Annotated in this window: 8 protein-coding genes and 1 pseudogene; 5 read left to right on the forward strand and 4 right to left on the reverse strand. The window is 57.5% G+C overall.

Annotated elements, in window-relative coordinates; translation table 11 throughout:
• Positions 1-138: 138 nt before the first annotated feature.
• Complete coding sequence (locus M9920_16160; protein ID MCO5053811.1) at positions 139-2,880, reverse strand: type I restriction endonuclease subunit R; 2,742 nt, start codon at positions 2,878-2,880, stop codon at positions 139-141.
• 64 nt (positions 2,881-2,944) lie between these two features.
• Here M9920_16160 and M9920_16165 point away from each other — a divergent pair, with 64 nt between their 5' ends.
• From M9920_16165 to argA, 4 genes are all read left to right on the forward strand, one after another.
• On the forward strand, positions 2,945-4,003 hold the full coding sequence (locus M9920_16165) for a phosphate acyltransferase (protein ID MCO5053812.1): 1,059 nt from the start codon (positions 2,945-2,947) through the stop codon (positions 4,001-4,003).
• Positions 4,000-5,085 carry an AAA family ATPase gene (locus M9920_16170; GenBank protein MCO5053813.1) on the forward strand — a complete coding sequence of 362 codons (1,086 nt, stop codon included), beginning with the start codon at positions 4,000-4,002 and terminating at the stop codon, positions 5,083-5,085. The genes M9920_16165 and M9920_16170 overlap by 4 nt, the downstream gene beginning before the upstream one ends.
• Positions 5,085-6,206, forward strand: coding sequence for a histidinol-phosphate transaminase (gene hisC, locus M9920_16175; GenBank protein MCO5053814.1), 1,122 nt, complete (start codon positions 5,085-5,087; stop codon positions 6,204-6,206). The genes M9920_16170 and hisC overlap by 1 nt, the downstream gene beginning before the upstream one ends.
• Positions 6,207-6,273: 67 nt before the next feature.
• Positions 6,274-7,554 (forward strand): amino-acid N-acetyltransferase, encoded by a 1,281-nt coding sequence (gene argA, locus M9920_16180; protein MCO5053815.1) that lies wholly within the window; start codon positions 6,274-6,276, stop codon positions 7,552-7,554.
• Positions 7,555-7,673: 119 nt separating this feature from the next.
• Here the strand turns inward: argA and rho are convergent, their stop codons facing one another.
• From rho to M9920_16195, 3 genes and pseudogenes are all read right to left on the reverse strand, one after another.
• On the reverse strand, positions 7,674-8,897 hold the full coding sequence (gene rho / locus M9920_16185; protein ID MCO5053816.1) for a transcription termination factor Rho: 1,224 nt from the start codon (positions 8,895-8,897) through the stop codon (positions 7,674-7,676).
• A 475-nt stretch (positions 8,898-9,372) separates the two neighbouring features.
• On the reverse strand, positions 9,373-11,160 hold the full coding sequence (locus M9920_16190; protein ID MCO5053817.1) for a serine hydroxymethyltransferase: 1,788 nt from the start codon (positions 11,158-11,160) through the stop codon (positions 9,373-9,375).
• A gap of 9 nt (positions 11,161-11,169) precedes the next feature.
• Positions 11,170-11,499 (reverse strand): annotated as a pseudogene (locus tag M9920_16195) (glycine hydroxymethyltransferase).
• Between the two features lie 236 nt (positions 11,500-11,735).
• On the opposite strand from M9920_16195, the gene M9920_16200 reads away from it, so the two are divergent.
• Positions 11,736-14,327: a DEAD/DEAH box helicase gene (locus tag M9920_16200; protein ID MCO5053818.1), complete on the forward strand. Its 2,592-nt coding sequence runs from the start codon at positions 11,736-11,738 to the stop codon at positions 14,325-14,327.
• The last annotated feature ends 15 nt before the right edge of the window (positions 14,328-14,342 follow it).

Here is a 14,342-nt window from a genome sequence, read left to right on the forward strand (position 1 = left end):
CCGCACCGGTGCATGGGTCACGCCAGCGACTTCCGCGGCGGCAGTCTGCGACTTTCAGCACTGCATGGTGGCATGAAGGGTCGCAGTCAGACGCCGCTTCCGTTCGTAAGCTACACCCTCAAATTCAACGAAAGCGCTCTAAACAGCCCACTCCGCGCACAGCAATTTCGCTTGCTCCAATACGGTTTGCGTGGCCCGCTCCTGCTTGTCGGGCGGATATCCGTATTTGCGGAGGATGCGGCGCACAATGACCCGAATCTGCGCCTGCGCGGCTTCTCGCAACGTCCAATCAATCGTCAGACTCTTGCGGACTTGCGCGACCAACTCGCGGGCGATGTCTTTCAGCGTCGGTTCGCCCAGGACTTTCACCGCGCTGTCGTTCACCTCCAACGCATCGTAGAACGCTACTTCATCATCCGAGAGGCCGAGATTTTCGCCGCGCTTTTGCCCTTCGCGCATCTGCTTGGCGAGTTCGATTAACTCCGCAATCACCTGCGCCGCTTCAATCGTGCGATTCTGATATTTGCGGATCGTGGCTTCGAGCATCTCCGCGAAGGAGCGCGACTGAACGAGATATTTCTTCTGCCGGATCTCCAACTCATGGTTCAACAGCTTTTGCAACAACTCCACCGCGAGATTGCGTTGTGGCAGGTGCTGCACTTCCTGCAAGAACTCATCCGACAAGATCGAGATGTCCGGCTTCTTTAACCCGGCGGCGTCGAAAATATCAATCACCTTGTCCGAGGAAATGGCGCGCGACACAATTTGCCGCACGGCAACATCCAGATCCTCCGGCGATTTCTTGCCGGTCGCGTCGCTTAAACTCTTGGTGAGCACGGCCCGGACTTCCTGAAAGAACCCAACCTCATCGCGAATCTCCAATGCCTGCTCGTGCGGGACGGACAACGCAAACGCTTTGGAAAGTTCGGTGACCGCCAGTAAGTAACGCGGTTTGCCGTTCGTCTGCTGGAGCACATGCTCGGCAGCCTGGGCAATCAAAGTCATCCGCTGTGCGGGCGCGGTCTCGGCGGCGGAGTGGTAATCAAACCCGTGCAGGATGGCGCAGACCTGCTCGTATTTTTCCAGCATCACGGCGACGGCTTCTTCCTGATCCAATTTGATTTCGCCTTTGCCTTTGCTGTGGGTGTAATCCGCCAGCGCCAGTTTCAATTCTTCCGCCAGGCCCAGATAATCCACCACCAACCCACCGGGCTTGTCTTTGAAAACCCGGTTCACCCGCGCGATGGCCTGCATCAGGCCGTGGCCTTTCATCGGTTTGTCCGCATACATCGTATGCAGACATGGTGCGTCGAATCCGGTCAGCCACATGTCGCGCACGATGACAATCTTGAACGGGTGCTCCGGGTTCTTGAAATTCTTCGCCAGTTCCTCACGCTGCGATTTGTTGCGGATGTGTTGTTGCCATTCCCATTTGTCGGAAGCCGAACCCGACATGACAATTTTCATCACCCCCTGGTCATCGTCATCGTGATGCCAGTCGGACCGCAACTTGCGGATCGCCTCATAAAGTTCCACGCAGATGCGGCGGCTCATGCAAACCACCATCGCCTTGCCGTCCATCGCCCCGAACCGCGCCTCCCAATGCCGCACCAAATCCTCTGCGACCAATCCGATGCGTTTTGTCGTGCCAACCATCGCCTCCAGTTGCGCCCATTTGCGGCGCAAACTCTCCTTGGTGGAAGCTTCGGCGTCCTCCGTGATTTCTTCAAAACTTGGATCAATCTTCGGACGCTCCTCCGGTTTCAAATCAATCTTCGCCAGCCGCGCCTCGTAATAGATCGGCACCGTCGCATGGTCCTCCTTGGCCTGGAGGATGTCGTAAACATCAATGTAATCACCAAAGACGGCCTGCGTATTCTTGTCGCCCTTCTCGAGGGGCGTGCCGGTGAAGCCGATGAATGACGCCTGGGGCAGCGCATCGCGCAAATGACGCGCGAAACCGTCAATGAAATCGTATTGGCTGCGATGCGCCTCGTCAGCGATAACTACGATATTGCGCCGGTCGGAAAGCAATGGATGTTCGCCACCCTTTTCCTCCGGAAAGAATTTCTGAATGGTCGTGAAAATCACGCCGCCGCTGGCCCGATGCAAAAGTTCTCGCAAATGCCGCCGGCTTGCCGCCTGAACCGGCTTTTGTCGCAGCAAATCCGCACCGCGTGAGAACGTGTCGTGAAGTTGGCCGTCGAGATCGTTGCGATCGGTGAGGACGACCAGCGTGGGATTCTCCAGCGCCGGGTGCTGGACGATCTTTCCGGCGTAGAACACCATCGAAAGACTTTTGCCGCTGCCTTGCGTGTGCCAGATGACCCCCGCGCGCTGATCGCCGTCGGACTTCGACGCCTCCACCGTCGTCGCCACGGCCTTGTTCACCGCATGGAATTGATGATAACCCGCAATCTTTTTGAGCACCTTTTCGCCATCATCCTCAAAGACGATGAAGTTGCGAACCAGATCAAGCAGCCGGCTCTTGTCGAACACACCTTTGAGCAGCGTCTCCAGTTGCAACGAACCGGGTGGAACCAGTTCCTTGCCCGTGACCGTGCGCCACGCCATGAAGCGCTCCCAATTCGACGTGATTGTGCCGAGCCGCGCTTCGTGTCCGTCAGAAATCACCAGCAGCGCATTCGAGTAAAACAGCGACGAAATTTGCGCCTGGTAAGTTTGCAGCTGATCGAACGCCTTGCGAATCGTGGCCTGCGCGTCCGTGATGTTTTTCAACTCCAACACCGCCAGCGGAATGCCGTTGATGAACACCACCACATCCGCGCGGCGATTGAAATGACCTTCCTCCACCGTGAACTGGTTGACCGCAAGAAATTCATTCGCAGCGGGATTCGAGAATCCGAGTGGGTCCACCACGTACCGCGACGAGATCACCTGCCATCGGGATTGCACTCGCGGCGCGTCCCGCTAAGCTGGCGACATGCGTTTCATTGGAACCATTATCGAAAAATTGCAGCGTCACCCCAAACGCGTGGTGTTTCCCGAGGGGGACGAACCGCGGGTGTTGCAAGCCGCCCGCCAGTTTCACGCGCTGCGCTTGGGCGCGCCCATTCTCCTGGGTGACCGCACCCGGATCAAAGAAATCGCCGCTGACCTGAACATTTCGCTGGAGGGCATTCGCGTCATCAATCCGTCGGACAGCGAGGAGTTGGACAATTTTGCGCGCCGCTTTTATTCGCTCCGACGCGAAAAGGGCCTCAAAGAAATCGAGGCGCGCGAGGCGATGCAACAGCCCAATTTTTTCGGAGCGATGATGGTGGCCATGCACCAGGCCGACGGTCTGGTTTCCGGCGTCAATCATTTCACGGGGAGCGTGCTCCGTCCCTTGTTTCAAATCATCAAGGTGATGCCGCAAAAGATCACGGCTTCCAGTTGCATGATCATGGAGATTGAAGACACGCGCATTGGGGAAAAGGGCGTGATGTTCATGGCGGATTGCGGCGTGGTCCCGGATCCGACGGTGGAGCAACTCGCTGAAATCGCACTCACCACGGCGCAATTGGCGTATCACCTGTTGAGCGTAAAGCCGCGCGTCGCCATGCTTTCCTTCTCCACCAAAGGCAGCGCCACGCACCATTCCATCGGCAAAGTCCAGGCCGCCACGGCGCTGGCGCAACAGAAAGCGGAGCAGATTCAGTTTCAAGCGGACTTCGATGGCGAACTGCAAGTGGACGCCGCGCTGGTGCCTGAAATTGCCCGCCTGAAATGCGGCGAGAGCCGCGTGGCCGGCAAAGCCAACGTCCTCATCTTTCCCGATCTTAATTCGGGAAACATTGCGAGCAAAATGGTTCGTTTGGTCGGACACGCAAATGCCTACGGCAACATCCTGCTCGGATTGGATCGTCCGGCGGCCGATGTCTCGCGCGGTTCGAACGCGCATGACATTCTGGGCGTCGCGGCCATTGTCGGCGCGCAAGCCGTGAATTACCACCAGCTCTTTCCAGCCGTCACTCCAGCGCTCCCCGGCGAAGCCTCATGAAGAACACCACCACGCCCAGAGTTTTCATCGCGGCCACCCGCCAACACGATGGCAAAACGACCACGTCACTGGGGTTGATTGCCGCGTTGCAGAACAGGTTTCCGAGGGTTGGCTACATCAAACCCGTCGGCCAGCGTTTCGTGGAAATCGCGGAGCATAAGATTGACGAAGATACGGTTCTGATGGATTCCGTTTATTCGTTAAACTGTCCGCTGGTGGATATGAGTCCCATCGCCGTCGAGCCGGATTTTACGCGTAAATACCTGCAAACCGCCAACAACGAGGCGCTGGTGGATCGAATCCAGGACGCCTTTGATCGCGTGGCTTGGGAAAAGGATTTTGTACTTTGTGAAGGTTCGGGACACGCCGGCGTCGGCGCGGTGTTTGATTTATCGAACGCCCAGGTCGCCCGCCATCTGGGTTGCAAAGCCATCATTGTTTCCCGTGGAGGCATCGGCAAACCGATAGACGAAGTTACGCTCAATCTGGCCTTGTTTGAAAAGGAAGGCGTGGAAATCATCGGCGTCATCATCAACAAAGTGCTGCCGGAAAAGGTGGATTACATCGCGGATTTTGCGCGTCGCGGCCTGAAGCGCAAGGGATTGGAATTGCTGGGCGTCATTCCGCACCAACCCATTTTGGAATCACCCACGTTGGAAGCCATCAATGAGGAACTTTCCACGGAAGTACTCAACCCATCGGTATCCCTGCGGGGCTTGGTGAACGACGTGGTGGTCGGCGCGATGAGCGCTCAGAACGCCACGCGCTTTTTTCAACGCGGAGTTCTATTGATCACGCCAGGTGATCGCGAGGATCTGTTGGAAGCCGCCGTCGCCACCAAACCGCAAAAAATGGCGGGCATCGTTCTCACTGGCGGAATCAAACCCGCCAACGGCTTGCTGCGCGCATTGCGAAACATGCAGATTCCGGTGTTGCTGGCCAAGAAAGACAGCTACGAAGTAGCCTCGAAAGTCCACGATCTGACCGCGAAAACCCGACCGACGGATGCGGAGAAAATTTCGCTCATTCGGGATATCGTCACTGAACACGTCAACGTCAAAAAAATTCTGGAATCACTCTGATGCCCCTCCCCTACGCACTCAATCCCGCGCTCGCGCACCTTCCGGTTTATCAACCCGGACGTCCAATCGAAGAAGTCGCGCGCGAACTCAACCGGCCCGCCGACTCCATCATCAAGCTGGCGTCCAACGAAAATCCGCTCGGACCGTCGCGACTGGCGCTCAAGGCGATGAAGCGCGCGCTCGCGCACACGCATCTGTATCCCGACGGCAACGCCTTTTATCTCAAACAAAAATTGGCGGCCAAACTTGACCTCACGCCCGCGCACTTGATTCTCGGCAATGGCTCAAATGAAATCATCGAATTCCTCGGCCATGCCCTGCTCTCGCCCGAGGCGGAAGTCATCGTGTCGCAGTATTGCTTCGCGGTTTATCCGATCGTCACCGCGCTCTTCGGCGCGAAACTCGTCACCGTGCCGGCCCAACAATTCGGTCATGACCTCGACGCCATGCTCGGTGCGATTACGCCCCAGACCCGCTTGGTTTTTATTGCCAATCCCAACAACCCAACCGGCACCGTGGTTGATCCAGAGCGTTTGCGGCATTTCATCAAACAGGCGCCGGCGCACGTCGTGATTGCCCTCGACGAAGCTTACATCGAGTTTTTGGAGCAACCGCTGGATCTGCTTCCGGAGTTGGCCGCCGGCCATCATCCCAATCTGATCGTGATGCGGACCTTCTCCAAAATCTACGGTCTGGCCGGACTGCGCATTGGTTACGGCATCGGCCATCCCGAATTGATCGCGGCCTTGGAGAAAATCCGGCAACCGTTCAACGCCAATGCCGTTGCGCAGGCCGGAGCGCTCGCCGCGCTGGACGACACGAAGCACGTCGCCAGAACGCAACGAATCACCAAACGCGGTCTGCGGCTGTACATGCGGGCCTGCCGAAAGCTCAAACTCGAGTTTGTGCCGTCCTCGGCCAACTTTATCCTGATTCGCGTCGGCGACGGCGCACGAGTTGTTGCGGAACTCCAGCGGCGCGGGGTCATCGTGCGACCGATGGGCGGCTATCAGCTTGGCGAATGGATTCGCATTTCCATCGGCACGGCGCAGGAGAATCGGGTCTGCATCGCGGCACTGACGGAAGCGCTGCAATCGCGTCCGGAAAATCCGCCCTTGTGAAATAAGAGTTGAAACGCCGCGTAAACCGCTTACATATCTGACGTCCGATCAAGACGAAATAGCGAACGTGAAACTGACTGACCTGCGGGGCATCCTGCAATACATCCCAAGATTTCGAGAGAAGACCTTCATTCTGTCCCTCGATGGCGCCATCGTTACGGATGAAAACTTTGCCAATATCCTGCTCGATATTGCCGTCTTGCGTTCGTTGAACATCCGGGTGGTGATCGTTCACGGAGCGGCCGCACAAATCCAGGCGTTGGCACAGGAGCAAAACGTCACGCCCTCAAATTTGGATGGCACCGGAGTTACTGACGCCGCCACGCTCAAACTTTCGCTGACCGCCGCGAACCGTTTGACCCATGAAATTCTGGAAGGACTTTCCGCCAACGACCTCCGCGCCGCGAGCACCAACGCCATCATCGCGCATCCGATGGGCATTTTGCAGGGCGTGGACCATCTCCTCACGGGCAAAGTGGAGCGCGTGGACGTGTCTTTGCTCCAATCCTTGCTCGCGCAGGACGTCATTCCGGTGTTGCCGCCATTGGGCTTTGACGGCGACGGCAAAACCTATCGGGTCAATTCTGACGGCGTGGCGTTGGCCGTCGCCGAGGCGCTCAAGGCCGTAAAGCTGATCTTTATCACCACCACTGACGGACTTTATTGGCGCGGAAAACTCATTCGACAAATGTTGGCGGGCGAGCTGGCGGAATTGCTGGAGAAGAACAAGGGCGAACTGAACGGCTCTCATCTATCCAAGGCCCAGCACGCGGCGGCGGCGTGTCGCGCGGGCATTCAGCGGGTGCATATCATTGATGGGCGCGTGGATGAAGGCCTCCTCGCGGAAGTGTTTTCCAAGGAGGGCATCGGCACGTTGATTTACGCCAATGAATACCAGCAAATCCGTCCGGCCAAGAAGAAGGACATCCGCGCCATCCTGCGGTTGACGCAGAAAGGGGTGCAAAGCGATGAACTCGTAAAGCGAACGCGCGCCGGCATCGAAAAACACCTTGGCGAATATTACATTTTTGAAATTGATAAGAACCCGGTGGCCTGCGTGGCACTCCATCTCTATCCCGAACAGAACCAGGGCGAACTCGCCTGTCTCTATGTCAGCGCTTCACACGAGAATCAGGGCATCGGTCAAAAATTAATTCAGTTCATCGGCGACAAGGCGCGCGAATTGAAGCTGAGCGAACTCATCACCTTATCCACGCAAGCCTTCACTTATTTCCAATCCAAGGGCGGATTCCAGGAAGGCGGCCCGGAAAATTTGCCGCCCACCCGCCGGTTGAAATACGAGCAGAGCGGTCGCAACTCCAAAGTGCTGGTGAAAAAGCTGAAGTAATCGAGCGCGAAAACCAGTAATGGTTTGATCTCCGCAGCTCTTTTATTCGCACCTGACCGAATCCTCTTCACAACCAAGCCCGTTTCCTTTCAGAAAGCGCGGCCTCGGCGGAAACGGCATCAACTCACGCTCATGCCGATGAGGAATTCGATGTTGCTGCCCGTCTTCTTGAGCTTGTTCAGCAGCAGTTCCATCGCTTCCACCGGCGGCACGCCCGTCAGCGCGCGGCGCAACAGGACGACCTTCGAGTATTCGTCCGGGTGATAGAGCAATTCTTCCTTGCGCGTACCGGAGCGTTCCACGTTGATGGATGGGAAAATGCGACGGTCCACAAGGGCGCGATCCAGATGCACTTCCATGTTGCCCGTGCCTTTGAACTCTTCAAAGATGACTTCATCCATGCGGCTGCCGGTGTCAATCAACGCCGTCGCCATGATGGTAAGGGAACCGCCCTCTTCGATGTTGCGCGCCGCGCCGAAGAAACGCTTCGGTTTGTGCAGCGCGTTCGCATCCACGCCGCCGGACAAAATCTTGCCCGAGTGCGGTTGCACCGTGTTGTAGGCGCGCGCCAGGCGCGTGATGGAATCGAGCAGGATGACCACGTCACGTTTGTGCTCGACCATGCGCTTGGCTTTTTCAATGACCATTTCGGCCACCTGCACATGCCGTTCTGGAGGCTCATCAAACGTCGAGGAAATCACTTCCGCGCCGATACAGGTGCGTTCCATGTCCGTGACTTCCTCCGGGCGCTCGTCAATCAACAGGATGAACAGATACGTCTCGGGATTGTTCTTGAGAATGGCGTTGGCCAGCTTTTGCATCAGCACCGTTTTACCGGTGCGCGGCGGGGCGACGATAATTCCGCGCGTTCCCTTGCCGATCGGGCAGACCAAATCCAACACCCGGGTGGAAAGCTCTTCCCGACCGGTTTCCAAAATGAACCGCTGATTCGGAAACAACGGCGTCAGATTCTCGAAATGCGTTTTATCCTTCGCCTTGTCCGGTTCTTCGCCGTCCACCGCTTCAACCTTGAGCAGAGCGAAAAACTTCTCCTTTTCCTTGGGCGGACGGATTTGCCCCGCGATCAGATTACCCGTTTGCAGATCGAAGCGCCGGATTTGCGAGGGGGAAACGTAAATATCTTCCGGACAGGAGAGGTAGTTAAAACTTTGCGAACGCAGGAAGCCGTAGCCATCCGGCAACACTTCCAGCACGCCTTCGGAGAAGAGCACGCCCGCGCGTTCGGCGTTCTTCTGGAGGATGTGGAAAATAATCTCATGCTTCCGCATCGTGCCGTAATTTTCCACGCCATACTCGCGCGCCATGTTGTTCAACTCGCTCATTTGCAGCGACTGCAATTTGGCGATGTTCAACGAGTTGGCGATTTTATCGCGCTCGTGGCGGCGTCCCGGACCGGTGGTGCCCGCTTCCGGAGCTTTCTCCGGAGGCCGCTTCCCACCTTCATTGGTCAAAGCGGTCGCTGGTGGGGGGGCGCTGGTTTCCGCCGGGGCGGCCGTTTCCGGAGCGACGGTTTTGTCAACGGCGGAAACTTCGCCGATCGCCGTCGCTGTCCCTGCCGTTGCCGCTTCGGGCGACAGCTCGGCGGCATCGGCTTTGGGTTTGACTGATTTTGATTTGGCCTTCTTGGTTACAGCTTTTGCTGCCATAAAATCTCCATTTGGTTTTCCTCCGCTTCGCGAACTAGTCTGCTTAAACCACCGCCCCTTCCGCACGGAAGGAATGAAATCGGATTAGTTTAATCGGCGAGCTACGATCGCGGAATATACGAGGCTCGATTTGCTGAATCTCAAAATTTTCTCAATACGGCAAGGGAAATCTCGCAGTTAATTCGTGGACACGTTGCCGGACTTTCGCAATGACGTCAAGATTTTTGATATCGAGCAAAACTTCGCTGATCATGTCGGCAATTGCCGCCATTTCCGGCTCGCGCATCCCCCGGGTCGTGCAAGCCGGGGTGCCGAGGCGCACTCCGCTGGCTTGAAACGGCGACCGTGTTTCAAACGGAATCGTATTCTTGTTGATGGTGATTCCCGCGCCGTCGAGGGTCATTTGACACTCTTTCCCCGTCAGCCCCTTCGCGCCGACGTCCACGAGCAGCAGATGATTATCCGTCCCCCCGCTGACCAGGCGGAAACCATTGCGCTTCATTCCCTCCGCCAGCGCCGCCGCATTAGCCACGATCTGGCGTTGGTAGGTTGTGAACGCCGGTTGCAGCGCCTCGCGGAAACACACGGCCTTGGCGGCAATGACGTGCATCAACGGCCCGCCTTGAATCCCGGGGAAAATCTGCGAATCAATTTCTTTCGCATACTTCTCGCGACACAACACCAACCCGCCGCGCGGACCGCGCAAGGTTTTGTGCGTCGTCGTCGTGACGAAATCAGCGTGTTCGATCGGGCTGGGGTGAATTCCGGCCACCACCAAACCGGCGATGTGCGCAATGTCCGCCAGCAGATACGCGCCCACTTCCCGCGCAATTTCACCCATGCGCTTGAAATCTATGAGACGCGGATACGCACTGGCCCCCACCGTGATCATTTTGGGTTTGTGCTCACGTGCCATCTGCGCCAGTTGGTCGTAATCAATCCGCTCGTCGTCCCGGCGCACGCCGTAATGAATGATCTCAAAAAATTTACCGGAAAAGTTGGCCTTGTTGCCATGCGTCAGATGCCCGCCGTGGCTCAAATCCATCGTCAACATGCGGTCGCCCGGTTTCAACATGGCGAAGTAAACCGCCATGTTTGCACCGCTGCCGGAATGGGGCTGCACGTTGGCGTGTTCCGCGCCGAACAATTTCTTGGCGCGGTCAATGGCCAGTTGTTCTACCACGTCCACATTTTCGCACCCGCCATACCAGCGCTTTTTGGGATAGCCTTCCGCGTATTTATTCGTCAGCACCGAGCCTTGCGCTTCCATGACCGCCGGACTGGTGAAATTCTCGCTGGCGATCAGTTCAATATTTTCCTGTTGCCGCAACCGTTCATGTTCGATGGCGGTGGCGATGTCTGCGTCCACATGGGACAAGCGCAATTCGGGTGAGGTCATCTTGGTTTCCAACTTGTTCACGCAGCGTTCATTCCGCTCGCGATTAAATTCAGTTTTCAGAAAGCGTTCTAAAATTTGCTGCGCGAATTCAACCGCAGTTGCGCTCGACATGCAAAGCACATTGGCGTCGTCGTGTTCGCGCGTAAAAGCGGCGGTATCCGGATCGTTGACAACCGCAGCGCGCACGCCAGCCACTTTGTTGGCGGCGATGCTCAGGCCGGTGCTGCTCGCGCCGATCAACAAGCCGAACTCGGCGTTGCGACCGCTGACACTGCTCGCCACGGGCAGAGCGTAATCCGGGTAATCCACCGGCTTCTCACCCTGATGCGGACCAAAATCATGAAACGAAATGCCGGCGTGCCGCAGAGCGGTCTTCAAGGCTTCCTTCAACTCGTAACCTTCCCGATCCGACCCCAGCGCGAGACGGGCGCGTTTGCCCTCCAAAACCGCCTTGACCGTCTGCTGGGTTTCGCCCTGTTCAACAAAGCGCAAAAGCGACGCGATCCCCTGCTCGATTTGATCCCGGCAGTGAACGTACACGTCATACGAACCCCCGATGGGATCGCTGATATCCTTCTCAAAGGTTTCCAGCGTGTCGTCAAACTCGCGCAATAAAAAAGTTTTCTCCGCCGCTTGCGGATACATCAGCAGGATGGAATCCACATGCCCGTGCGTCATGCCGAGGATGTAATCCGCTTGCCGCGCCATTTCAGCGGTCAGCATCTGACTCCGCTGCCGCGAAATATCCACGCCGATTTCCCGCATCGCCTGCACCGAATACGCGCTGGGCGGTTGTCCGTTGGCGGCGCCCAGCCCCGCGGAAATCGCGCGATAATCACCGCGCCCCTGCGTCGCATGACGAAACAGCCCCTCGGCCATCGGGCTGCGGCAGATATTTCCAGTGCAGATAAACAGGAAGGTTTTCATTAAAGCCAACCGCCCAAGTTTGGTCGCGTGACTTAACAAACGTCAATGTTAAACCCTTCCGTAATTCCGCCAAATTCGCACCTGGTGAAAATTTGTTCGATGAGAACACCCCATCCGGCACATGATTCAGGCTGGGGAAAAACTCGCTTTAAGTTTTCGTTTTCGTCGCCGCTGTCTATCTTGAGCGCGTGCCGCAGTCCGAATCGCCATTTACCGAGTTACCTGCGCTGAATCAAGTCACCGTCCCGGACTTGTGGCAGCAACAGGCCGTGGCGGCGTTGCGCGAGGGCAAGGACGTGGTGGTGCAGGCGCCGACGGGCGCGGGCAAAACCCTCATTTTTGAATTATGGTCAAACCAGGGCAAACCGCGCGGGCAGGCGATCTACACGGTGCCCACCCGCGCGCTGGCCAATGACAAATTAGCCGAATGGCGCGCGCGCGGCTGGAATGTCGGCATCGCCACCGGCGATCTGGCAGAAAACCTGGACGCTCCCGTCATTGTCGCCACGCTCGAGACACAGAAGAACCGTCTGATCGGCGGCGAAGGCCCGACGTTGCTCGTCATAGATGAGTATCAAATGCTGGGCGATGCGGATCGCGGCCTGAACTATGAACTGGCGCTGGCCCTTGCTCCTCCGCAAACCCAATTGCTTTTGTTGAGTGGCAGCGTTTCCAATCCCCATCACGTAGTTCGTTGGCTGACTCGTCTCGGTCGGCAAGCGGTTCTGGTTCGCCACGAACGACGCCCGGTTCCGCTCGATGAAGTCGGCGTCAATCACTTGAACTACCATGTGCCCTCCGAAATCAGGGGTTACTGGCCGCGCTTTGTGGCCAAAGCCCTGGCGGACGATCTGGGTCCCATTTTGATTTTTGCGCCGCGCCGTCAAGGCACCGAAACGCTGGCCGCTGATCTCGCGCGAAACCTGCCCACTCCGAATCCATTGCAACTATCGCTCGAACAAAAGCAAATGGTCGGTGAACACCTGGCGCGGTTGCTCAAAAGTCGGATTGCCTATCATCATAGCGGCTTGAGCTATGCGGCCCGGGCGGGCGTCATCGAACCCCTCGCCAAAGCGGGTCAACTCCGGGTGGTCGTGGCCACGATGGGACTCGCCGCCGGCATCAATTTCTCTCTGCGCAGCGTGGCGCTGGCGGGTGAATCCTATCGCCGCGACAGCATCGAGCAACCCTTGCGCGCGGATGAAATTTTACAAATGTTCGGTCGCGCCGGGCGCCGCGGTCTGGATGAAACCGGGTTTGTATTGATCGCCGCCAATGAGATTCGCCTGCTCGACGCGCATCCCTGCCATCTCTCGCGAAGCGGCGCGGTGGATTGGAACGCCTTGCTGGGATTGATGCAAACGGCCGCGGAGAACGGTCAAAATCCCTTTCTCGCAGCCGTTCAGGCGCAGGAACGGCTGTTCACCACCAAACCGATTTTTCTGGGGGTCGAATCCTCACTCAAGCATCCCAACACGCCGTGCAATCTGCATACCGACGCGGAACGCGCCCGACACGTCCGCAAACGACAACGCGAATTCCGTAACAGCCGGGGCGAGTGGGAAACGTATCCGGCGCTCACCGAAACACCGTTGCGCGAGATCTGGGTGGCCAAACCGGCGCCCTCCGCAGCGCGGGAAGCGAAACCGATTCAAACGCCATCAACTGCTCCGAACGCACCGGCTGAGGACGAGCCGAGGGATTTTCCAACAACGGGCGATTCCCCTTCATCCGTGAAACTTTTTCCGGCGCTCTCCGACCAGACGGTTTTGGAAAAGGTCGGCACGGGCATGATTGTCGTGCTGGAGGAACGTGACGATGGAACGAAAATTTACGGCCGCGCGGCCACGGTGGCCGATGTGCTCAACGGGGATCGCCTCATCATTGCGAAGTGGGTGCGCCGACTTACCCACTGGAACGGCCGTCAGGTTGAAACTTCGGTCTGGCAGGAAAAGCTCATTCCGTTGCTCGAACACAAACTCGCGGGCCAAAAAACGCCCGTGGTCAAATTCGTCAAACAAGCGCAACGGATTCTGGTTTACTTGAGCGTTGCCGATCTCACCTTGCGCGTTCCGGTGGATCAACACGGCGTTGCGCTTTGGCGACCAACCGAACGCGAGGTGTTGCCGTACGATTGCGCCCGTTGCGCGCTGGTGGAAACGTGCAAACAACTGTCCTCCGCCACCGGCACGGCGCTGACCTGGAAACGACTCCAGCTCGTGGAAGCGGATGGCAAACCAACGCGACGCGGACGACTGGTCAGTTTCTTTCAACAAGGCGACGGTCTGGCGATCGCGGCGGCTTTGGAGGATGAAAAGTATCCGCTGGATGAGCTGATTTACGACGTTGCCAATCTCGACGCGGGGTTTCGCTTCTGCGGTGATGAACATCGGTTCGGCGGCCGGCTGGCCGTGGCGTGTCGTGAGAAGTTCCAACTGCTCAACATTCCGGGGTATCTCGAAAATGGTTTGCCACCCAAGTACGGCGCGGGCGCCGAAGCGGTCGTGCAAAGCGTCCACCAAAATCCCGCGAGCAAAAACCATTGGATCACCGACCTTCTGGGCGCCGGTGATATTGACCGCGCCATCATCGAATGGCGCAGTTTACTGCGTCGAATTTCACACGCTCCGGAACTGGATTGGCCGCGCTGGTCCGCCTTTCAAGCGCTGGCCAAAACCATTTTGCAGGAAACGGAATCGCCCACGCTGACGGAATTGCCGAAGCTGGAATATCACCAGAAGCGCCGCGTGGACCACCGGTTGATTTTACGCCGCCACTGAGGCCGCGACGGAATC

Source organism: Verrucomicrobiia bacterium, from assembly GCA_023953615.1.
Lineage (GTDB): Bacteria > Verrucomicrobiota > Verrucomicrobiia > Limisphaerales > JADLHS01 > JADLHS01.

What these genes read in the sequence shown, in the direction of transcription:
- rho (MCO5053816.1), bottom strand. Translation starts at nt 8,897, where the DNA reads ATGAGCGAGTTGAACAACATGGCGCGCGAGTATGGCGTGGAAAATTAC.
- M9920_16170 (MCO5053813.1), top strand. Translation starts at nt 4,000, where the DNA reads ATGAAGAACACCACCACGCCCAGAGTTTTCATCGCGGCCACCCGCCAA.
- hisC (MCO5053814.1), top strand. Translation starts at nt 5,085, where the DNA reads ATGCCCCTCCCCTACGCACTCAATCCCGCGCTCGCGCACCTTCCGGTT.
- M9920_16165 (MCO5053812.1), top strand. Translation starts at nt 2,945, where the DNA reads ATGCGTTTCATTGGAACCATTATCGAAAAATTGCAGCGTCACCCCAAA.